This window comes from Acetobacterium sp. KB-1, assembly GCF_003260995.1.
GTDB lineage: Bacteria > Bacillota > Clostridia > Eubacteriales > Eubacteriaceae > Acetobacterium > Acetobacterium carbinolicum.
Map to the genome: position 1 here is coordinate 1,249,325 of NZ_CP030040.1, position 24,133 is coordinate 1,273,457.

The 24,133-nt window shown below is 43.9% G+C and carries 15 protein-coding genes; 2 read left to right on the top strand and 13 right to left on the bottom strand.

What is annotated here, in order from left to right; all coding sequences use genetic code 11:
• Positions 1-219: 219 nt before the first annotated feature.
• From pdxA to DOZ58_RS05815, 4 genes are all read right to left on the bottom strand, one after another.
• Positions 220-1,224 carry a 4-hydroxythreonine-4-phosphate dehydrogenase PdxA gene (pdxA, locus tag DOZ58_RS05800; protein WP_111887456.1) on the bottom strand — a complete coding sequence of 335 codons (1,005 nt, stop codon included), beginning with the start codon at positions 1,222-1,224 and terminating at the stop codon, positions 220-222.
• Between the two features lie 80 nt (positions 1,225-1,304).
• Complete coding sequence (locus DOZ58_RS05805) at positions 1,305-3,641, bottom strand: EAL domain-containing protein (RefSeq protein WP_111887457.1); 2,337 nt, start codon at positions 3,639-3,641, stop codon at positions 1,305-1,307.
• 3 nt (positions 3,642-3,644) lie between these two features.
• Positions 3,645-4,220 (bottom strand): ABC transporter substrate-binding protein, encoded by a 576-nt coding sequence (locus tag DOZ58_RS05810; RefSeq protein WP_162624443.1) that lies wholly within the window; start codon positions 4,218-4,220, stop codon positions 3,645-3,647.
• 25 nt (positions 4,221-4,245) lie between these two features.
• Positions 4,246-4,833: an ABC transporter substrate-binding protein gene (locus tag DOZ58_RS05815; protein WP_162624444.1), complete on the bottom strand. Its 588-nt coding sequence runs from the start codon at positions 4,831-4,833 to the stop codon at positions 4,246-4,248.
• Positions 4,834-5,193: 360 nt separating this feature from the next.
• On the opposite strand from DOZ58_RS05815, the gene DOZ58_RS05820 reads away from it, so the two are divergent.
• Together DOZ58_RS05820 and DOZ58_RS05825 are read left to right on the top strand one after the other, a co-directional pair.
• Positions 5,194-8,373, top strand: coding sequence for a methyl-accepting chemotaxis protein (locus DOZ58_RS05820; protein ID WP_111887460.1), 3,180 nt, complete (start codon positions 5,194-5,196; stop codon positions 8,371-8,373).
• Positions 8,374-8,677: 304 nt separating this feature from the next.
• On the top strand, positions 8,678-11,839 hold the full coding sequence (locus tag DOZ58_RS05825; RefSeq protein ID WP_111887461.1) for a methyl-accepting chemotaxis protein: 3,162 nt from the start codon (positions 8,678-8,680) through the stop codon (positions 11,837-11,839).
• Positions 11,840-11,890: 51 nt separating this feature from the next.
• Here DOZ58_RS05825 and DOZ58_RS05830 read toward each other — a convergent pair whose 3' ends face one another.
• The 9 genes from DOZ58_RS05830 to DOZ58_RS05870 all read right to left on the bottom strand — a co-directional run bounded on the left by DOZ58_RS05830 (position 11,891) and on the right by DOZ58_RS05870 (position 24,077).
• Positions 11,891-13,183, bottom strand: a complete 1,293-nt coding sequence (locus DOZ58_RS05830; RefSeq protein WP_111887462.1) for a polymer-forming cytoskeletal protein — start codon at positions 13,181-13,183, stop codon at positions 11,891-11,893.
• A gap of 32 nt (positions 13,184-13,215) precedes the next feature.
• Positions 13,216-13,602, bottom strand: a complete 387-nt coding sequence (locus DOZ58_RS05835) for a hypothetical protein (RefSeq protein ID WP_111887463.1) — start codon at positions 13,600-13,602, stop codon at positions 13,216-13,218.
• Between the two features lie 2 nt (positions 13,603-13,604).
• A complete protein-coding gene (locus DOZ58_RS05840) occupies positions 13,605-14,165 on the bottom strand; it encodes an RNA polymerase sigma factor (protein WP_111887464.1) in 561 nt (186 codons plus the stop codon).
• A 137-nt stretch (positions 14,166-14,302) separates the two neighbouring features.
• Positions 14,303-16,951: a cation-translocating P-type ATPase gene (locus tag DOZ58_RS05845; protein WP_111887465.1), complete on the bottom strand. Its 2,649-nt coding sequence runs from the start codon at positions 16,949-16,951 to the stop codon at positions 14,303-14,305.
• Between the two features lie 246 nt (positions 16,952-17,197).
• Positions 17,198-19,102, bottom strand: a complete 1,905-nt coding sequence (locus tag DOZ58_RS05850) for a lectin like domain-containing protein (protein WP_111887466.1) — start codon at positions 19,100-19,102, stop codon at positions 17,198-17,200.
• A gap of 73 nt (positions 19,103-19,175) precedes the next feature.
• On the bottom strand, positions 19,176-21,074 hold the full coding sequence (gene phnD / locus DOZ58_RS05855; protein WP_111887467.1) for a phosphate/phosphite/phosphonate ABC transporter substrate-binding protein: 1,899 nt from the start codon (positions 21,072-21,074) through the stop codon (positions 19,176-19,178).
• A 35-nt stretch (positions 21,075-21,109) separates the two neighbouring features.
• The gene (locus DOZ58_RS05860; RefSeq protein ID WP_111887468.1) at positions 21,110-22,339 is read right to left on the bottom strand and encodes an aminopeptidase; all 1,230 of its coding nucleotides are present in this window, start codon (positions 22,337-22,339) and stop codon (positions 21,110-21,112) included.
• Between the two features lie 289 nt (positions 22,340-22,628).
• The gene (locus DOZ58_RS05865) at positions 22,629-23,789 is read right to left on the bottom strand and encodes an ArsA family ATPase (protein WP_111887469.1); all 1,161 of its coding nucleotides are present in this window, start codon (positions 23,787-23,789) and stop codon (positions 22,629-22,631) included.
• Positions 23,790-23,831: 42 nt separating this feature from the next.
• The gene (locus DOZ58_RS05870) at positions 23,832-24,077 is read right to left on the bottom strand and encodes a hypothetical protein (protein WP_111887470.1); all 246 of its coding nucleotides are present in this window, start codon (positions 24,075-24,077) and stop codon (positions 23,832-23,834) included.
• Positions 24,078-24,133: the final 56 nt, after the last annotated feature.

Consider the following 24,133-nt stretch of genomic DNA (forward strand, 5'->3'; position numbering starts at 1 on the left):
ATTTATACCCTAAAGTTGCGGGTTCACACAGTGTTACCCCAAGATTTCAGGTTAAATTCCAAAGAAAAAAGGCCTCTACTTCGTAAAGGTCTTTTATTATTCTTCCTTATTAATTAGTTGAGTTGTTAATCATTTTGCCCTATGGACATCAAAAAAAGTTCATGTTACTTTGTGCTATCTGAGGTTGCCAAAAAACAGAACGCTTGCCACGTGCCAACATCACCACCTCTGATTAAATAAAGGCGCGTATTCCACACCTAAACGAATCGCTTCAATCAGACTCACCGGACTGGCGATTCCCTTCCCGGCAATATCCAGCGCCGTCCCATGATCCACCGAGGTTCTTAGGAATGGCATGCCAAGTGTAATGGAAATCGTCTTTTCGAAATCGACCATTTTGGTAGCGATATGACCCTGATCGTGATAAAGTGATAAGACCGCATCGTATTTGCCATTTAAAGCCAAGTAAAAGACACTGTCAGCTCCAATCGGTCCATCAACATTGATGCCTCTATTTCGGGCCTCTACTACCGCTGGCATCACCCCTTCCACCTCTTCCCGGCCGAATAGCCCGTGCTCGCCACTGTGAGGGTTAAGACCCGCAACAGCTATCCGGGGATTTTTCACTCCCAAAGTTTTTAGCGCTGCCACACTCTGATCAATAAAGGCCTCAATATTTTCCCTAGTTACCAGTTTACAAGCCTGCTGTAACGAAACATGACGGCTGAGAAAAAATACCCTAAGGTTATGCACCTGAAACATCGTCAGCGGATTTTTAGTTTGAGTTAATGCACCCACCATTTCGGTATGGCCGATATAAGGGACCTTTGCCGCCTTTAGCGATTCCTTGTTAATGGCGGTAGTTGTCAGCACGTCCGTTTTTTTATCCAGACAAAGACGGGTCGCGACCTCGATGTATTCATAGGCGGCCTTTCCCGTCATCGCCTGCACGGCTCCCATTTTTAGCTTATTTAAGTAAATATTATCCAAATCAATAAGGTTAAGGACCCCGGGTGAAAAATTTCCATCCTGGGGATCGTTAATACAATTGATTAAAAGTGTCACATCAGAAAACGCCAGGGCTTCTTTTAGCACCTTCTTATCCCCCACGATCACCAGGCGGGCCATGTTGCTAACCCGGTCATCTGCCATTGCTTTGACTGTAATTTCTGGTCCGATGCCGGCGGCATCTCCCATCGGAATTGCCAGTATTGGTTTAGTCATCTTATTCTCCTGATTAAATTATTTAATTACTAAACTAAGTAAAAAGTTAGTCTACTTGGTTTCTACTCGTTTTAGGCGTCCTATTTCATCTTTATAAAATAATCCTCCAGTTGATTAGTATCCATTGGACGGCTGAAATAATAACCCTGGACGTGGTCACACTGATAGGTTTTTAAGCGATCAAACTGCTCTAATTCCTCAACGCCCTCGACAATTACATCCATTTCAAGGGTGTGGGCCATTAAAATAATTGACTCCATCAGATGCTCATTCGATTTGTGTATCAGTAAATCGCGAGTAAAGGCCTGGTCGATTTTTAACGTATCAATCGGCAGGTTCTTCAAATAGGCCAGCGACGAGTAGCCCGTTCCAAAATCGTCTAACGACATCTTAATACCAATTGCCTTGAGTCGATCAAATATCTTAATCGCCACTTCAAACGAATTGATAAACAAATTTTCAGTAATCTCCAGTTCCAAAAGATTCGGGGACAAACCGCTGCGCTTTAATGTCTCTTCGACCATCGCCGGAAATTGCTCATTACTGATTTGAACCGGAGAAATGTTAACAGAGATAATCATATTTGATCCCGTCACTCTGTTTAAATCCACCATTTTCTTGCAGGCCGTTTCCATCACCCATGCTCCAATCGGAACGATCAGTCCCGTTGATTCAGCTATATGGATAAATTCAAGCGGCGATATTTTCCCCAATTGCGGATGTTCCCAACGGATTAGAGCTTCAAATCCCCGAATTAATCCTGTTCTTACATCAATTTGAGGTTGATAATGAAGGTAGAACTCTTCATTCTTAATCGCCGAACGCAACGAGTTTTCTAAGGTCATACTTCTAATCAAATTCATTTTCATGCTGCTTTCAAAAAAAGCATATTGGGATTTACCCCGTTGCTTAGCCATATCGGCCGCAGCATGAGCATATTGAAGAAGCTCTTCCACTGTTTGCGCATCATCAGGATAGAGTGTAATTCCGACATGAAAATGCACATAAACATTATTTTCGTTTACGCTGATGCCTTGATTAAATGCCTGTCGCAGTTCTTCAATTTCAATTAGCACATCACTCGGATCTTCTAACTCCTTTATTACCCGGATAAAATTGGAGCCCGTGATTCTAGCCATAAATCCATTTGTCAACTTCATATTCAGAATCCGTTCGCCCATTATTTTGAGGAGTTGATCTCCAAACGACGGTCCATAGGTATCATTGATTCGTTTAAAGTTTTCAATATCATAACAGATTACCGCAATTTTTTTTCTATTCGTCATAATAAGCTGATTTAATTGTTCCGTCAGATAAACAGCATTGGGCAGTTGCGTTTGAGGGTCATAATAAGCCAGAGTTTTTAACGCTTCATCCCGCTCTTTGATCGATATCACCATTTCATTAAAATTCTCAGTCAGGGTGTTAAATTCATCAAAACGATTATCTTCATCAATCCGGTGATAATCCCCTGCGGCAGTTTCTCTGGTTTGCTTATTGAGTTCATAAAAAGAGTGGCTAATGTCTTTAAAAACATAGTTGGAAACAAACCTTGAAAACACGATCAATAAACAAACAAATAAAAGTACAATCCATAAGAGCGGTCTAAATGCAATCAGAATCGAATCATAGGCTTGGTAAACAAAAACATGCCAATCGCCATTTGTTACATCAGCATGACTAACCACAGTTCTTTGGCCGTCGTAAATGGCTGTAATGATTTGACGCTCTGGTTCCTGATGAATGGTATCAAAGTGACCTTCAATTTCGCGTTGATAAACCTTAGCCATATCTTTATTTGAGATAAAAACACCATTGCCATCGGTAACCGCCACAGTCACCTGATCACCAAAGGTCTGACTAAGATTAAGCGAAAGCAAACTGATCTCCTTTAGATTCAAATAGGCCACCAGGACTCCATCGCGATGAGGGATGGCAATTGTGATCGTCGGCTGTCCTGTTTGTTGAGAGATAAAAGTTTTTGATAGCGTCGGCTGCTGGCTGGCTTTTGTTTCAGAAAAAAAATCCTGACTGGCTCGGTTCGCGCCCTGGATATTGTTGTTTTCCGGAACAACCGTAGTTACAAACCCGTTTGCATCAAGCAGTTCAAATCCTTCGATGATATTAGCACTCTCGGTCACGGTGTTTAAATAGACCCGGATGTCCTCCTCATCCTTAAGAGCGCCGCCATCAAGTAACTCACTCAACTGTGTTAGTATCAGAAAGGACTCATTAAGAAAATCTGCCATGCGATGCGCAATGGTGGTAGCGATGAGGGTGTTTTTTTCTTGAATATCTTTGACCGCAACATTAAGAATCAATGGCGCTATTAACAACACCACTAGAATCAGGGGTATGGCAATGGAAAGCATGTTATTAACCTGGATGAAATTTTTCAGCTTTTTTATCCTTTTCATTGTCTAATCCACCTTTTTAAATTGACCATCCTGAATGATATAGTGGTACAGCGTTCGGCTGGCATCTCCGTATTGATCAATAATGATCTTATCCTGAAGCCCCTGGTGGGTTTCTTTTTTTATAATGGCCGCCTTGATGGTTTCCGGTTCCAGACTCTTTTCCGTCTCCATCGCGTCAAATAAAATCATCGCAGCTTCGTAAGCATAGATGGCGGCAAAAGTTGGCTCGGCACCGTATTTTTTAAGATAGGATTCCCTAAAATTAAGGTACGCCGGGTTTTGCGAGTCCGTATCGAGTAAACTGGGAATGTAAACCCCTTCGACCGAATTACCGCCTTGTAAAATCAGATCATTATTCATGGCCCAAAGGGATAAATAAATGGGCACCTGTTTCCCAGCTTTGTAAAACTGTTGACTAAACATGGCAGAATCAAAACTTGAGCCCAAAATTAAAATGGTGTCGGGGTTCGAATTTAAAACCCGTTTGGATATTTCCAGATATTCCGGGCTCGATCCGGATTGAAAGGATTCTTCATAAATAATGCGACCACCATTTTTTACCAAATCTGCGGCAATCAAATCCTTGATGGTTCCTGTGTAAGCTTTATTTTGTCCTTGATGGTTCCTGTGTAAGCTTTATTTTGTCCTTGATGGTTCCTGTGTAAGCTTTATTTTGAGATTCATAGATAACGGCAATCTGCTTTCCACCATTTTCAAGGATGTTTTCAACTAAAAATTTTGCTTCAACATCATTGGAAGAGACGACGCTGATAAAGTGATCGTCCTGATCTACCAGCTCATAAGAACTCATCGTCGGACTAATCATTAATAAATTATTCTCGTTGACAAAGGGCAGACTCAATTTAGCCATATTACTGGTCATATGACCGATGATAAATGAAACGCCCTCATCATAAAGTTCCTGATCAACGGCAAGGGCGGTTTCTTGATTGTTCTGATCATCTTTAATCCGAACTTCTACCAGTCGGCCGTTAACCCCACCGCCAGCATTAATTTCTTCTACCGCCATCATTAAAGCGTTGCGCCCGTTTACTCCCATTTCCGAGGCACTCCCCGTAAGCCCTGCCGAAAAACCAATGATCAGAGGTTGTTGATGTGAGCAGGACGAAAAAATCAGAGCCCCTATAAAAAAAACGATTAGCCATGAGTGTTTTTTATTGTTTTTCATCATAGACTCCTCCATTTTGGGATTAAATAATACCGCCACCGTCCGTAAAACAACTCATAAATGATATACCCGCATTTAAAACCTGCAAACTTACGATCATCAACAAACTGATTGACGTCTGCTCTTGCCACTAAAATTTCCCATTCGCTTTTTTTCAGACTTTAATCATTAGTTTATTGTTATATGTTTAAATTCAGAGCATAAGGGTAATAATCTTAAACATAGTGGATCATTAATCCCTTGCTTAATAGTGCTGCTTTATATAAACTATATCAAAGTACGATCCTGCAAACAACTTAATTCTATGTTAAACGATTAATATTCTTAAAGCTGCTTGCAAATGATAATAAAAGGAGATATATAATGAATAAGAAAAAAGGGTTACTTGCCAAGATGTTGTTATCAATTGGACTACCAGTTGCTATTATTTTTGCTGTTGTTTCAGGCATATCGCTCTATATTGTGAACCAGGCCATCACCAGAGTTACCGTTGATGAATTATCATCCCGCTCTCAGGCGGTTTCAAACGAGATAGACAGTTACTTTACAAGCTATCTGGTAACAGCCAACCAACTATCCACCAATCCTGAGATTCGCAACTTTTTTGAACAGGTTACACCGGGAATTGGCATCACCTCAACGACTAATTTTCCTGAGGTCAAACAGGCCCTGGATAATGTGGTTGCTACCGATCCGGAAAACATCCAGGTAGCCTGGATTGCCGATGTGGATTCCAGTCAATTTACCCAATCCGACGGTGCTTCATCTGACGGAACCTACGACATTAATACACGCCCCTGGTTTCAGGAATTAGTGGCCAAAAAAGAAGTTTTTATATCGGAACCCTATTTAGATGTTGTCACCAATCAGATTATTGTGAGTGTCGTTGCCCCAGTTTTTAAGCTGGGCACCCAGGACCTTGTCGGGGCAACCTGTGTCGATGTATCAATAGATCGCATCAAAGAAATCATTGCTGAGAATAAGATCGGCGAAACTGGATTCTTTGTCGTTTCAACCAACAGCGGTATGGTCTTTGATCATCCCAACCCGGATTTTAACAACGGCCCTCTAAGCGATACTGATCTTTCCCAAAACATCATCGCCGCACTGACTAGTAAAACCGCTGGCCCGATTTCTTATTCATCTGCCGGCACTGAAAGCCAGGGCTATGTTACCGAGATCGGTGATACCGGTTGGGTTCTGGCCACCGGACTGCCCCAGACAGAGTTCAACAAATCCTTTGCCACCATTCAGACCACAATGCTGGTTATTTTCGCTTTAGGCCTTTTGGTCACCGTCGGACTCATCATCATTTCCACCCGTAGCTTTATCCGGCCGATTACCAAGCTGGGCGAAGCTGCTGACCGTCTGGCGCTGGGCTCCGTTGATATTGACTACACCATGGCTGACAATGCCAGATCTGATGAAATCGGTGAACTGACAAAATCTTTTGTCAATATGGCCGAAAATATTCGGGACCAGGCCGAAGTCGCCCAGAATATCGCCTTGGGTGATTTAAACATTGATATTTTACCCAAGTCAGAAAATGATGTCCTGGGCAATAGTATGGTTTCAATTAAGAGCGCCATTGGCGATTTAGTCGCAGACACCATCATGCTTTCTGATTCAGCCATACGGGGCGATTTCACCAAACGGGCTGAGGCCGCTAAACATGCCGGAGAGTATGGCAAGGTTATTTCTGGTGTCAATCAGACTTTAGACACCGTAGTCGACAACATGTTCTGGTATGAAGCCATTATTGACGGCATCCCCTTCCCGGTTCACGTGACCGACATGGACATGAAATGGACCTTTATGAATCGCGCTTTTGAAGATCTGATGATCAAAAACGGCGTCATTAAAGATCGGAGTTCTGCTTGCGGCATGGATTGCTACAATGCCGGCGCCAGCATTTGTCAGACTGAAGGCTGTGGCATCCGTCGACTGGTGGATCAGGGCCTGGCAGACTCATATTTTGAATGGGTTGGACGAAACAATAAGCAAGATACCGCTTATCTCAAAAATAAAAAGGGCGAAAACATTGGTTTTGTCGAAATTGTTACCGATTTAACCCCAATTATCCGAGTCAGTGATTATACCAATGCTGAAGTGACCCGCTTGGGTGATAACCTGATGCGACTGGCCCAGGGAAATCTTGACTTTGATATGAGCATCAGCGAAGCAGATGAATATACCGTTGACGTCAGCGTCCAGTTCAACGAAATTAGTAACAGTTTGACCGCGGTAAAAACCTCGATTGGTGATATGATTGGTGGTGCTGCCATGATCACCAATGCCGTGATTGATGGTAATCTCCAGACCCGGGCCGATGCCAGCAAATTTAGTGGTGCCTGGGAAGAACTCGTCGGTGGTATGAATGCCATTCTCGATGAAATCAACAAGCCTCTGAGTGAGGTTCTGGTCGTAATGGATGCCATCTTAAACGGAAATCTTCAGGCCCGTATTACTGGCGACTATAAGGGTGATGTCGATGTACTAAAACAAACAGTCAACACTACCGCCACCCGTTTGAATTCGGTCGTCAGCGAAATTACTGAAAAAATCGAGCAATTATCTCAGGGCAACCTGGATATTGACCATGCCCGTGCCTTCCGGGGTGATTTTATCACCATCTCCAATGCCATTAATGTGATTATCGATTCCTTAAACGATGTGATGGGCGAAATTAATGTGGCTGCCGAACAGGTTGCCTCCGGCTCAGATCAGGTATCTGCTGGAAGTCAGTCGCTGGCCCAGGGTTCCACCGAGCAAGCCAGCTCGGTTCAGGAATTAACCGCCTCCATTGCAGAAATTGCTGATCAGACCAAAAACAATGCCGTGGATGCTAATAAAGCGAAAGAATTAGCTGATACGGTTAAAGGACATGCTGCCAATGGCAATGCTCAAATGGCAAACATGCAAACTTCCATGGTCTCCATTAACCAGTCATCCAATGATATTTCCAAAATTATTAAGGTGATTGACGACATTGCCTTCCAGACAAATATTCTGGCCCTCAATGCCGCAGTGGAAGCAGCCCGAGCCGGTCAACATGGTAAGGGATTTGCTGTTGTTGCTGAGGAAGTGCGTAGCCTGGCGGCCCGAAGTGCCGAAGCTGCTAAAGAGACGACTGTTTTAATTGAAGGCTCCATCGACAATGTTCAGGAAGGGACAAAAATAGCGGATGATACAGCCGCCGCTCTGGATGACATTGTCGCCGGCATCGAAAAGGTTACAACGCTGATTGGAAATATCGCCGATGCCTCCAACGAACAGGCATCTGGTATTGCTCAAATTGATACCGGCGTGGAACAGGTAGCTCATGTGATTCAACAAAATTCTGCCACGGCAGAAGAAAGCGCCGCCGCCAGCGAAGAGCTTTCCGGACAAGCCGAACTGCTTAAACAACTGGTTGATACTTTTAAACTCAGAAACAAATCAAATACTACTACAGTAGTTGCCGCCCCCCCAGCTGAAACGATAGAAAAAACGGCGCCAGAACCAAGTATTGATCTGGGTGATATGGACATGGATAAATACTAATCTTTATCCGCTTATTTAACATACTGGCGCTTATAAGCACCAGTATGTTGGCATGTACAAGCGATCTGATTCCGGTATTGAAGATTCAAATAAAGCTTTAGCCTGATACTATCAGAATATTGTCAGTCTTTTCGCTAATCTTAGTTTCTCACTATGTCGATATCTTAACTAAGATAATAATAAGACCAGGACAACGGCCGCTCTTAATTGTTATGAAAGATTCTATTAACCAACAAGATCTATCGATATTTTATCAAAATATACCTCGCATCATCACTCGCAGTATTTAGAAAGGAGCATCATCATGAAACATACACAAGAAAAAGGTGCAACAACGATCAAAATCCGTTTGTCCACCAAATTAATGGCTTTCACCACTCTGATTCTGGCCGCCGCGGTTCTCACCCTCGGACTGATTGCCATTAATTTAGGCGCAGCGGCTCTGACTAGTGAATCCAGTACCCAGGAAGAGGTCTTTGCCATCGAAGGTGCCGGCCATATTGGCGCCGTTGCTTCCGGTAATCTGGGAAAACTGGAAGAAATCGCCCTTCGGGCCCGAACGGTTACGATGGACTGGAACACCCTGGCCACCTCCATTGCCGGAGACGTGGAACGTTTAGGCTATCAGGATATCGCGGTCATGGATCTAAACGGCAACGCTAAATATATTATTGGCGGTGGCGAATTCAAATCGGAAGGTCAATTCTGGTACGAAGACGGTTTTGCCGGAAAAACATCTATCTCCGACGTAACCATCAGCGAAGTCACCAATGAGCCGATCGTCGTTGAAGTCGCCCCCATTAAGAATAATGGTCAGGTAGTCGGTCTCCTGGTGGGACGTCGAGATCCCACCTTCATGCAAGATATCACCAATGCCATGGGTGATGGTGTCAGAAAGTATGGGATGGTGATCAATGAAGATGGCGCCGTTATGGCTCATCCTAATGATCAGCTGATACTGGATCAGACCAATATTTTTGATGAAATTGATGCCAATGGCCCTTTGAAAGAATTTGCCCTGGCCATCAAAGAATTGGGCGTGGGCCAAACCGGTAGTATCGCCTATAACTATCTTGGTGAAACGAAGCTTGCCTACAATGCCCCGATTCCCGGAACCAACTGGACACTCATCGTTATCAAATTTAAAGATGACGTACTGGCCCCGATTAATAACTTGAGAAACGTCATTCTAATGACCTCCTTGTTGATTCTATTGGTCGGTGGACTGGCCACCTATATTCTGGCCCGAAGCATTTCAAAACCAATTATTTCGTTAAACCATATGATTAAAGAAATGACCCTGGGACATCTCGGTGTTCGGCTGGATGTAAAATCCAAAGACGAAGTCGGTGAAATGACCACTTCCATGAACAAACTGGCTGATGATCTCCAGAATATGGTCATTGGTACCATGGATCAGATATCTAACGGCGACGTTTCGGCAACGATTGAGGTAACTGATCCTGCTGATGAAATTTCACCAGCCCTAAAACGGACCATCGAAACCATCCGCGGGCTCATTAAGGAAGCAACCATGCTATCCCTGGCCGCCGTTCAGGGCCAATGGCAAACCCGGGGCGATGCTGACGCCTTTAACGGCGGATTTAAAGAAATTGTGGAAGGGGTCAATGCGACTCTGGATACGGTCGTTGATAAAATGGTCTGGTACGAAGCCATCATCGATGCGGTCCCCTTCCCAGTTCACGTCACCGATAATGATATGAAATGGACCTTTATGAATAAGGCCTTTGAAGACATGATGGTCAACAATAAGGTCATCACTGACCGTAAAAGCGGCTATGGAATGGATTGTTTTAATGCTGGTGCTGATATCTGCCAGACCGAAGGATGTGGAATCAGGCGACTGGTTGATAAAGGTCTGGGGGATAGCTATTTTGAATGGTACGGCCGAAATTACAAACAAGATACCGCTTACCTCAAGGATTCTAAAGGCGAAAATGCCGGTTTTGTGGAAGTTGTCACTGATTTAACGCCGATGATTCGGGTTAGCGACTATACCCAAAATGAGGTCACCCGACTGGGCCACAACCTCACGCGCTTATCCCAGGGTGATCTGGCCTTTGATATGGACATTGGCGAAGCCGATGAATACACGACTGAAGTTTCTGCCCAGTTCAATGAAATTAGGGACAGTCTGCAAATGGTTCAGACATCTATCGATAACCTGATTAGCGACGCCAATATGCTGGCTCAGGCTGGCATTGATGGACAATTAAATACTCGGGCAGATAGCAACAAACACCAGGGCGATTTTGCTAAAATTGTCGACGGTGTTAATGCCACCCTAGATGCTGTGGTGGCACCGGTTCAGGAAGCCTCGACGACGCTTAATGAATTGGCCAAAGGCAATTTAAAGACGGGAATGGTCGGAAATTACAACGGCGATTATACCCTGATTAAAGATGCCATGAACCAGACCATTGCCTTCTTGAAACGCTATGTAGATGAAATTACCAATACCCTGGAAGAAATGGGTCAGGGCAATTTAAATCTCGAAATCACAGCCGAGTATCTGGGCGACTTCCATGCGATTAAATCTGCACTTAATGGAATTACCGCCACCCTCAGCGAAACCATGTCAGAAATCAATGAAGCGGCCGGTCAAGTTGAAACCGGTGCTCGCCAGATTTCCGATGGCGGACAGGCGCTCTCCCAGGGTACCACCGAGCAAGCCAGTGCCATCGAGCAGCTTAACGCCTCCATTGAAGAAGTAGCTGGCGAAACAAAGACCAACGCATTAAACGCAAATGAAGCCAACGAACGGGCTCAAGAGGTTCGCAATAATGCCGAGGTTGGCAATAATCAAATGAATAAAATGCTTTCCGCTATGGGTGAAATCAATGAGTCCTCCCATAACATATCAAAAATTATCAAGGTGATTGACGATATTGCCTTCCAGACTAATATCTTGGCCCTTAATGCCGCTGTTGAAGCGGCCCGGGCCGGCCAACATGGCAAGGGTTTTGCTGTTGTTGCCGAAGAAGTACGATCTCTAGCAGCCCGCAGCGCCGAAGCCGCCAAGGAAACCACTGGTTTGATCGAAGGCTCCATTGAGAGCGTGGATGTCGGGACCAAAATTGCCGATGAAACCTCTGAGAGTTTGAAGGAGATTTTAAGTGAAATCGAAAAGGTAACTGGTTTGGTTGGCAACATTGCCCGGGCCTCCAACGATCAGGCCACTGAAATCGCCCAGATTACCCAGGGCATTGAACAGGTCTCGACTGTTGTTCAAACAAACTCTGCTACTGCTGAAGAAAGTGCCGCTGCCAGCGAAGAACTGTCCGGTCAGGCTGAAATGCTCAAGCAGATGGTGGGTGCTTTTAAAATAAAGAAAAAAGGCTCTGTTCATCATGCTTCTCCCAAGCCCCCGGTTGAGCAGCCGGTGAAGCAGGAAGCACCAACAACCCGGATTGTGTTGGATGATCTGGAGAGCGATAAGTACTAACAAATAAAAAAAACAGGCATCCACAACGGAGCCTGTTTTTTTTATTGCAAACTAGTTATTCGGGTCTTCGTCATTCAGCTTGATTGCTTCTGTTGACGCTTCTATCGCTGTCGTACCTTCTTCCATATTGATAACTTCATCAACGATTAAAATCTCTTCATTGCCCTCATTTCGTTCTTCTTTTAGTTTTCTATTGGTGAACAGCACATTGTAACAAATAAAGCCGACACCAACAACATACAAGAAGAGATAGACAATAAAATTAATAATTGGGATGTATCCCAAAAGGATTGCTGCTGCTGCAATAATTAGGATGGATACAAATGAGCTAAGCAGCGGTTTCATTTTGTCATCAAAAAACCGCATCAATAATTTTGACAAGACCACTGCCGCTATTGGCATCGCCAAAATGGCCAGAGCGATGATCCCACAGGTCATTGCAATTCCAAATGGTGCATAAATAACAAAAGACACGATCAGTAACAATGGTGACAAGAAGAAAAAACCTGCCCCGATTCCCAATGAAGCCAGAATATGTTTTTTTGCCATAACGGTCGTATTGGCATTAAAGTCTTTGGTTAAGAAGCTAATTAAAACCCAGATCACCAGGATAAACGCCAGCTTAGTAATAATGGATAAAAGAATGGAGCCAACAGATGGTCCCCGTACTTCATTAACCTCTTTACTTGACACCTTTTCCCAATTAACTTCAGGCACCTTGGCACTTGGGGCTACAATGGCTTTATTGGTACTGCGATTATTGATGGTTCCCGTGATACTTGCTCCGTCATTGATGGTCAGCTGATCGACATCTGTTTCTACAAAACCATTGATCGCACCATTAATTGAGACATCACCAGCACCAACCCGGAGATTTCGTCCCACCGTTCCATCGATATTTACATTGGCAGCGGCCAGAAAGACATCCCGATTAATGTCAGCAGCTTTGCCAATGATCAGATCGGATCCACCAGCAAATACATCCTGCGTCACTTTGCCATTGATAATGACCTGATTGGCGGCAGCGTAAAGATTCCCATTAATTTTGCCGTTAACGGTTACCGTATTCGCTGCTGCAAAAACATCACCGTTATACTCCCCATCAAGGGTGATGGCGTTTCCGGCAAAAAAGGTAGTGGTATCAAATACCGAATTGGCAGTGATATTTGACCCGGTGAAGGCAAATTTCGTATTGGCCACTGAAGGCCCTTCGATGTTGATATTTCCTGACGAATCATGGTAGCTGTTGTTGAGATCGCTATTGGTTGCCCCGAATGCCGAGGTGACCGTGAGAAGCAATACCATCACCATCATTAAAACCGATACACTTAATTTTTTTAACATTTTCTTTCTCCTTCATTTTTTTATTACTTAACCTAACAGAAGCGATTCTCATTTTTAAAATGATTAATCATCACGCCTATTCCGACACAAACAACCGCAGAAACGATAAACGATATTACGTTGAGATTATTTTGGAGTTGTTGGGAACAACGAATGACAATGCCGGTAAAAACCGTTATAAAGGGCGAATCACCCGTTTGAGCAAAGACGATAAAGCGCATCACCATCACTGAAAAAGCAATGGAAAAAATATAAAACAAGGCAAATAGATCTGAATTTTCAGCTTTTTCAATGCTAACCTGGTTGATCCGACTCATAATTTCCAGTTTTCTGCTGGTAAAAGGAATGGCTTTGCCATAATTTTTAACGGCTGTTTTATTAAATCCCAGATTGAACATCATTTTATCGAGTTCACTCATTGTTACATCTCTCCTTTGTATAAGTTTCTAAGTTTTTTACCGGCCCGGTTCAGCCGGGAAGATAGGGTTCCCATGGGGATATTTAAAAATGCGCAGATTTTTTTATAATCCCAATCATAATAATACCGCAGGATCACCGCCGCTTTTAACGCATGCGGTAATTGATCCAGAGATTTTTGCATCTCCCCAAAATCCAGGGAATCGATGTTATCATAACTCAGGGCCTCATCAGTAAATAAGCTTTCACCATTTTCCTGATCGTCCAGATAAACCATGGTCTTATTTTTTCGTAATAGAGTAAAAGCTTCGTTATGAACGATTTTCAGAAACCAGTTTTTAAAACTGCTCTCTAGCCGATACTGCCTGATTTTAGTAAACGCTTTTAAAAAACTTTCTGCAACCACATCCTGTGCATCAAATTCGTTTTTAAGCAGAGAATAGGCATAGACATAGGCATATCGCTCATATCGCTCGACAATGGGCTCAAAATAACCGGAATTACCGGTTACTAAATACTTTTTAATCAGCGCATCATCAGCTTCCCCTTCTTTTCTTCCCTTCAATAATTATCACCTCAATTTTTTCTGCCTATCTATATAACGGATGAAGCCCACGTTTTCTTCCCAAAAATAATTATTTTTTTAATTTTTAAAGCCAAAGTAAAAAAACTTTACTTTGGCCTCTTATCAGTAAGCTATCATTAAATCTTATGCTGCTTTTTTCTTTGAAAGAATTTTACCACTTCAACAATTGGGATCACGAGCACTGCCAGACCCATGGCGGCAAAGTATTCGGTCAGACTAATTGCTTCGAATTCAAATGCAGCAGCGATGGGTGGGATGAAGATAACCGCTGTTGTCAGAACGAGCGATACCACCATGGCCAGGAACAAAAATTTATTCTGACGTTTCATTTTAAAAATTGATTGACGTCGGCTACGCATATTCAGAGAATGGAACATTTCTGCCATTGACAAGGTTAAAAACGCCATCGTGATACCATCGGCACTTTCGGCAATTTCCCAGACCCCAGCTTCTAAGTAGTGTCCCACAAAATAGGCGGCGACGGTAACCAGTGCAACCATCGCACCCTGCCAGATCACATCCACGCCCAGGCCACGGGAAAAAATACCCTCCTGCGATTCTCTGGGTGGGTTTTTCATGGTGTCTGCTTCTTCACCTTCCATGCCCAGAGCAATGGCTGGAAAGGTGTCCGTAATCAGATTAATCCAGAGCAAATGAACTGGTTTTAAGATTGTAAATCCCAACAGGGTGGCGACAAAAATAGCAATCACTTCGGACAAATTTGATGACAGTAAGAATTGGATGGCTTTGCGGATATTGTCGTAAATACGGCGACCTTCCTCCACTGCATTGACAATTGTGGCGAAATTATCATCAGCCAGTACCATATCAGCGACATTTTTCGTCACATCAGTGCCAGTAATCCCCATCCCCACACCAATGTCGGCGGTTTTAATCGATGGTGCATCGTTAACGCCATCGCCAGTCATGGCCACAATCATCCCCTGATTTTGCCAGGCTTTGACAATCCGCACCTTATGTTCCGGCTGTACCCGGGCATACACAGAGTAGTTACCAATATCTTTTTTTAGCTGGTCCTCACTGATCTCATCCAATTGGGCACCGGTGATGGCTTCCTTGGGATCAACAATAATCCCCAGTTGGATAGCAATAGCAACGGCCGTATCGCGATGATCACCTGTGATCATCACTGGACGAATACCTGCCGACTTGCACTGAGCAATCGCATCTTTGACTTCAGGTCGAACAGGATCGATCATACCAGTTAAACCGGCAAAGCACAAATCATGTTCCAGATAATCCGGTGACTGATCTTCCGGCATAGTATCCCAGACACGAAAAGCAGCAGCAAGCACCCGGAGTGCCTGATCTGCTAAGTGTTTATTGGCCTGTTTGATTTCTTGACGGATATCATCAGTAATGGGTCGCTGAACATTGCCATCCCAGTAGGCGGTGCAGCGGGAAATCAGCACATCCGGAGCGCCTTTAACATACTGAGTAAAAGTACTATCTTCCATTTTGTGAAGCGTACTCATCAGTTTTCGGCCAGAGTCAAAGGGTGCTTCTCCGACTCGAGGGGTCTTTATTTCCAGGTCGCCCTTTTTCAACCCCAGCGAAAAACCGTAATTGACCAGAGCGGCTTCAGTGGGCTCTCCTTCAGCTTTATTCTCTTCATTTAAATAGGCATCATTACAGAGGGTCATGGTTTTACCCAAAAGTTGCTCATCAAAACCGAAATGATCCACCACGGTCATTTTATTCTGGGTCAGGGTTCCGGTTTTATCGGAGCAAATCACCTGAGTACAACCCAAGGTTTCAACAGCGGTTAGTTTCCTGATCACCGCTTTTTCTTTGGCCATATTGGTTACACCAAGGGAAAGTACAATGGTGACCACCGCCGCCAGACCTTCGGGAATGGCAGCAACTGCCATGGATACCGCCACCATAAAGGTATTAAGAACGCCAATACCGGTAATTCCTTCGCCCAGATACAACCGCACCAGACTCAGAGCAAAGATAAAAATACAAATGCCCAATACCAACCAGCTTAGCACCTTGCTTAACTGGTTAAGCTTAAGTTGAAGCGGCGTAGCATGTTCTTTGGCCTGGGTAATGGCTTCGGCGATCTTCCCCATTTCGGTTTTCATTCCAGTCGCGACAACCGTTGCTGAACCACGACCATAAACCACAGCACTACCCATATAAACCATGTTTTTTCGGTCCCCCAGCGAAATATCTTTTTGATCTCCCAGATTAAGGGCCGTAATCACCTTCCCAACCGGGACACTTTCACCGGTCAGGGCAGCTTCTTCTATTTTTAGACTGGCACTTTCTAGCAGTCTGGCATCCGCCGGCACTGAATCTCCGGCTTCTAACAGAATCACATCGCCGACTACCAGGTCTTCGGTTTTAATTTCCTGGATTTTGCCATCTCTGATCACCCGTGAGGTGGCCGCGGAAATCGCCTGAAGGGCTTCGATGGCTTTTTCTGCCTTACTTTCCTGATAAACACCGAGTATCGAATTGATTAGCACCACTGCCATAATGATAATCACATCGCCAAAGGATTCTCCTGAATAAGCGGCAGTGATCCCCGAAATAATGGCGGCCGCAATCAGGATCACAATCATCGGATCTTTTAATTGATTAAAGAGCCGTTTCGCCAATGAATCCTTCTTCGCCTCGTCTAACTTGTTTTTCCCATTCTTAACGAGTCTTTCTCCGGCTTCGGTCTCAGAAAGCCCCTCTCTTCCGGAGTTTAACTCCTTTAGCACTTCTTCTGAAGTTTGTAAATACGTCTTCATTCAATCCCCCTCAAAGTTTAATTTTTACATAAAAAAAGCCAGATGCATCTACACCTGGAAAAATAACCCAAGCACAGAAAACTGTACATGAGTCTCACTCATTAAGATAAGCCAGGTATTTACTACCATGCATGTTGACTTATCACGCAAATTGCGCAAATTACTCCCTCATAACTTTTTCATTGTATCCTGGCGTATTATCTTTGTCAAGATAATACACCAGGATTTTTTTGTTGTGAATTTCTGTCAATTGTTTTCCAGATAGGGTTGTGTCGTGGTACCTGGTGCCTCCGACCCGGCTGGTCGTAACTGAATCTCAATGGCCTCCAGGCGGTAACCAAATCCTGCGGTGCCAGCTTCCTTGTCATTTTTTGCCCAATCCATCCAGCCTACATTTTCGGCATGAACCCGATAATATACATCAAACAAATTGGCATCACGACCCGTTAACCTGACCTTAATTGCTTCTAGCCGCAGCGATTCGCCGGAAGTTCCGCTCATATTGCCATTGCTCTGATAATCCTGCCAGCCCAGGTTTTCCACATGGGTACAGTATTCAATCCCCAGATCATAGCCACTGCTATCTGTCTTGATCTCGATTCCCTCCAGCCGCAAGGATTGGGCGGATGTGCCGCTAATTCCGCCGTTACTTTGCCAATTCTGCCAGCCTACATTTTGAACATGGGTACGATAAACACAATTAGCATAGCTGTCCCGACTTTGAGTAAAGGCCTTAATACAAACATTACTGTCTGCTTTTTTTGACGTGTCATACCAACCGCCAGTTCCGGTATTACTGGTAAAACTTTCTCCAGGATTCGCGCTGGCTGCACTACTATAGTTTTCAAAACGACTTTCTACGGGTACTGACTCACTGGTTCCCGGGGTTCTAAATTTGATCACCACGGCAAACTTCTGTCCAGCCACCAACCCCACTGGATTATCCAAATCAATGGTATAATACCCTCCCTGCACGAAGGTTTCCGTCTGGGTGGTTCGCAAAGTCCCACTGGATGGCTGGTTATCGTTCACATCAGTATAAATCTTGATCTCTGCGGTTGTCCCGGGTGTTAACGCATAGGTGCTCACAGCGGTCAGATTATCACTGGCAGCTGCCGTAAAGATATTGGCGCCCCAAGCCGTTTGATCATCATCTGAATAACCCATAGCTGAAATGTTACCCAATGGATCATACTGATAAATCTGGCTGTAATTATCGGTTGCCTGAGCATTATGAAAGGCTGTCACATTGCTGCCGGCATAGGTGTCATAATAAGACAAGTAGAAATAGCCACCATCACCCCAGTCCTCTCCCCAGCTATTGCGGATAATCCAGGCGCCATCACCTTTAGGTGTTTTACTAAAATTATCGCGGCTGTAATTGTCATCCCAGCCAACAATCACTACATCATGATCGGATTCTTCCTCGCCATCGTAGTAAAAAGAGGCGTTTTCACTGTTGTAGTATTCTTCACTATCCAATTGGCCATAGTGTAACGAGGTATAAAGTGCCCCTCCATCAATCAGGGCCTGCTTGATCACTGATGGTAATTTTGGGATCGAGACTACTTCCTGGATATGATAAATTGGCGATAGTCCCGTTTTTTTCGGGGTATCATAAGGGTCACTGCTCTCACTGACCGGACCACTCCAACGCGCCAGATAAGCAGTCGCCATGGTATAATTTCCACCTTCATCAGCGGTTCCGTCAAAACCGCTATTCCACATCAGATTGTTTTCTGAAAAATCCACTGTGGTATCTTTCTTTAAATAGGATTCCAGGGAAGCCAGACTGGCAAACGCCCAGCAGCTGCCATAATCGCCCTGATCACGAACCGCTGTGATACGACCAGTGTCACGGAGATCAAAGGCGGCTGGGAGGGTGGCCGATGGGGTTATTGTGGCCTCATCAACTGTTCCTTCATAGCGTTCCAGCGGTGGTGGGATATGTCCCCGAGAATGGCCATCAAAGGTGGAAGTGTTAAGCGTTCCCGACTTGACCTCTTCCTGGTATTGGACAAAACCCGGATTTAAGGGCGCCACTGTTGGCTCAGTGGTTTCTTCCAAAGCCCAGACCCCGCTTGGGATTAAAACAGTCAACATTAGGCTTACTAGTAACAATGACAGTGATCGCTTGAAATTTCTTTTCATTTTCGCTCCTCTTTCTCGTTATTTGCTTTTCTTATCAAAAAGATTATACCCGATTCACCTGCTTTTTAACACCCTACATAACTTCCCGAATGACATCGTATTTGGCATCATCACTTTCCACAAAGCCTTCCACGGGGGATTTGATATTTGGTGCTTTCACATACTCCACAAATGCCTGTCTTAAAAGATCCGAAAATTCTTTTGGCAATTTCGGATTTACGGCAATCGCATCCTTGGGGATGTCCGGGGTTTTCGCAATGATCCGGAGCTCATCCAGGTTAACGCCGCTTTTTTGTGCCTCTTCCATGGCTTCGTTATAAGTGGCTCCAGCATCATATTCCCGAGACAGTACCGCTTTAATTACACTGTCATGACTACCCAGATAAGACGTCTTACTGAAAATCGTCTTGGGATTCAGGCCTTCAGATTTAATACTATGCTGAGCATAGAGGTATCCCGAAGCGCTACCCTCATCCACATAAGCAAAGCTTCGGTCTGTTAATCCCCTTAAACTGCTAACCCCGCTGTCTTTGCGGGTAATAATACAGCCATTATAAGACACCTTTCCATAGACTCTTGGGGTTACCAATGGCTCGATACCGATTTTTTCATGGGCATTGACATAGGCAAAGGGAGAGAACCAGGCCACGTCAATGATGCCTTCCTTCATGCCTTCACTCAGGGCATCATAATCCTTGACAATCATGGTACGCACGTTATAGCCGATTTTTTTGAAGACCGCATTTAAGATCGGCACGTACATGGTTTTAATGTTTTCCGGCGAAGTAAAAGGATTGACCCCAAAAATAATTTCATTCTTATTTTTATTTTTGGCAGTGAGTTTCTGAACACTACTGGCCATTTCTGAAAGCTTGGTGCAGTAATTCAACAACTCAATATTTTTTGACTTTTGCGTCACAATGGTGCTAATCGTATTGGAGGTTACCCGGTGAGTGGTATCCACTGCTTCGGACACCTTGGCGATGGAGGACTGAATGCCATGGGAGGTGTTCACTTGGAGACTGGAAATCTCTTTGATTTCATTCATGGAGTGGTTTAACTCAATCAGTACTTTCTGAATTTCTTCGATAACAGCGCCGGATTTCTGGGCAGCATTTTCAATATCTCTGGTTCGGATGGTGCACCGTTCAATGGATTTATTGGAACGATCAACTTCCACAATGACCTGATTGACAATCTGTTCGATTTCGGTAGCAAAGGTAGAGGTGCTGTCAGATAGCCGTTTAATTTCTTCTGCCACTACTGAAAATCCTTTACCGGCGGCTCCGGCCCGGGCAGCCTCAATGCTGGCATTTAGAGCCAGAAGATTGGTCTGTCGGGAAATATCCTTAATATAATCGACAAACTTGCTGATCTGTTTGGACGAGCCGTCCAATTCGCAATTAATACCTGAGGCCTGCTTCACCCCATCAATAAGATCCAGCAGCAGATCAGAGATACTCTCGATGGTGGATCGATTCTGATTAAGCATATCAACTGAATGACTGGAGTTTTCTTCGATTCGGACAATATTCCCCTGAAGCTTGTTGGAAACCTGGGTAAAATTATTGATTTCTGAATTGATTTCATAGGTGCTAGCGGCATTTTCCTCACTCAGTTTAGCAATTTCATCAGCCTGGGCGACGATGGTGTTAAAGACTTTGACATTTTCTTCGGAAAACCAGCTCAGCTTTTTAATATCGAAGTCCATGGTCTCCAGCAGTGAAAAAAGTTCACTGTTGACATTATCTTTTTCCTCATCTTCGATAGGTTCTTCTTTTTCTGCCATGGCGGTGAGTAAGTTATAAATGCTGTTGATGGTGACCTTGTTTTCGTTTAAGATCTCGACCGACTGAGCCGAACTTTCTTCCAGGGTCATGATATTTTGTTTCAGCTCTTCCGAGGTTTGAACAATGGTTTTGACTTCCTGGTGGATATTTCCCAAATTGATTTCATTTTTAATTTCTTCCATGATCCATCTCCGTTTCTTAAATTTGTGATGACGTTTTACGCCCAATTACCATTTTTGAAAATGGGAATTTCCTGACCATCTTTGGTGATGCCGATAATCTCCAAATCGTTTGTGCCAATCATAAAATCCACATGGGTATCCGATTGGTTCCCGCCGACAGCAATTAGTTCTTCCTTGTTCATTTTTCCTCCACCCCGGATATTGGTTGGATAACATTCCCCCAGGGCAAAATGACAGGCGGCATTTTCGTCAAACAGCGTATCATAAAAAAGAATTCCGGTGTTAGAAATGGGTGAATCATGGGGTACCAGCGCCACTTCCCCCAATCGCCTTGATCCCTCATCGGTTTCAATCAGGCTCTTTAAATATTCCTCACCTTTTTGGGCCTGATAGTTGGTCACCTCGCCATCATGAAAAGTCAGGCTGAAATCCTCAATGAGATTTCCCTGATAAGAAAGCGGCAAGGAGGAAACCAGGGTGCCTTCAGCCTGGCGGCAATCCGGTGCGGTAAAAATTTCTTCAGTGGGCATATTCGCAAAGAAATATACCTGATCTGGCGTAAGCTCACCACCACCTTCCCAGATATGCTCTTTTTGAAGACCGACTGTAAAATCCGTGCCAAGGCTGTTTTTATAACGCAGCGCATCAAAATGGGCATCATTAAGAACGCGGCATTTTTCGGCGAGAAATAGCTTATGGTCATTCCAGGCTTTGACGACATCGCCTTTACCGATGCGCACAGCATCAAAGATGGCATCCCAAAGTTTCGCAATGGCTTCCTGTTCATAAAGCTCAGGAAAGACTTTTTTTGCCCATTTGGTCTCAGGGACAGCTGCCACACACCACTGGAATTCGCTGTTCATCATCTTTTTATAATAAGGTTCAAACGCTTTAGCTGAAGCCTTACTGCTGGTTTTGAGTTTTTCGCTTTCGACCCCTTTATAAGCCTCCGGATCGTTGCCAACAATAGAAATAACAGCTGCTTTCTGCTTGGCATAATAATTACGGGATTCTGCTAGCCAATTGGGGATATTTCCCAAAACATCCAGACCTACATTATCAAAACGGAGTCGGTTGGTTCTGACATCATTCCAGAAGACGATTACATCTTTAGCCCCAGCTTTATAGGCCTCGGCAACAATCATCCGACCAAATTCAAAATTCTCCACTGAACAATTAACCACTGCCAATTGGTCTTTCTGCACATTCGCTCCAGTTCGGACAACAAGTCGGGCGTATTCCCTTAATTTTTCCATATGGTCCATTTAGTTCCTCTTTTCTTCTTGTCTCGCTATAAGATGCCTGCGCTGTTTGCTGCAAGACATCAATTCCCGGCTACAAAAACTCGCAACTCATTCATTTTTGTAAAATTTGTATTTTTTCTTTTTTCGAGTGTTGTATTAAAATTATATCACTTTCATCAAATAAAGAAACAAGAAAAATTTGTGAAATACGCTTTATTGTTACTTAAACTGGGAGCAATTTGTCAACGATTGCCCTTTTTCACTGTCCATATCATTAAAAGTTTCATTTAATCTATTGTAAACCCTCCCTTTACGCAAATTTTATCCGCAGTTTTCCCTCTTCATATCGGGCACTTTGAACCGTTTTGTTACGGAGTACATCCGGCAAGGTAAAGCAGCGTTTTTCATTCTTAATCTGAATCATCAGTTCGCTACCTTTTTGGCCCATATCAAGATCTGATTTTTCGGCAAAAGGAACGTTTAAAATAAAAGCGTAGCCGTCCTCTTCCTTCTTCACTTCAAAGATTGTATCCTTAAATAAAACCGCCGCGGGATCAGTATCACCGAAAATCTGCTCGGCTGCTTCTAAAAGAATGGCTTCGGTGGCGAGTTCTTTATTGAGTAGCATCAGAGTGAAAACCGGCACCGCGGAAAAGCTCTCGCGAATCTCCTTTAGTCCCTCCTCCTGAAGATTAATCCATTTGCTAAAATACCCATCTAATGCTTTTGGCGGATAAACCTTGTTGACGATGATGGCATCAATATTATAGTTATACAAGTGAAGATAGGTAAAATTTCGTTTAGCTTCTTTTATGACAATCCGCTCCGGTGTCGTCACGATACGAATGCTGAGGGTTTCCTTGTTGGTCATAATCGCCTGAAGCTGATAGAGTTTTTCATTTAATTGCTCCACATCATCAAAGACATTGTCCTCGGGCATCGGGATTTTCATGACTTTTTCCATCATCGGACCAGCCACCTTAACCGCCTTTTTTTTCATCGGCAACACGGTTTTTATCATATTGCCGAACATTTCCGGAAATTTAAGCAGCGACAGGGTTTCCCCAGTGGGTGCACAGTCAACAATCAATACATCGTACCGATTTTCTTCATAAATATCAGTGATTTTAAACAGCGAAAATAATTCTTCCAGCCCTGGAAAGACCAGCAGTTCCTCTGCTTCAATTCCCCCTTCCGCTCTGGCTGTCAGCAATTCCTTCATATAGTTTTTCATATTTCCCCAGGCTCGTTCACCTTCTAGGATGGCATCAATTTCCAGGCCCCAGAGCTTATCACTGATCTTAACTGGGGTGTTCTTAAGTTTTACGCCAAAAGAATCGGATAGACTATGAGCCTGATCGGTACTCATAATCAGCACTTTTTTACCATTTTTGGCCAGCTTTACCGCCGTTGCGGCGGCCACACTGGTTTTGCCGACACCGCCTTTGCCTGTATATAAAATAATTCGCATTGTCTTCTCCCTTTTATTTAATCGACTAATTTATCGATTCATTCAGTCAATAGTAACTTTTTTGACTTTTTTTTCACCATCGGTTTCGCCAGTTTTTTCTTTCTCGGCGTCGTTTACCGCACTGCTTACATCTAAAGCCCATTCTTTGGCGAGGTCAAAGATCATTCCTTTGACTTCTTTTTCAATCACCTGAACATGTTGGGCGATGGTCGGCGATAGCAGCGACAAGAAAGCATCACGTTCGTATTGCTTTGCCAGGATTACATTTTTAATAAATTCACGGTTCATTTTGTAGACCTCCCTTATTGTTTTTAATCTTAATCGAACACAACTTGCTTTGAAGT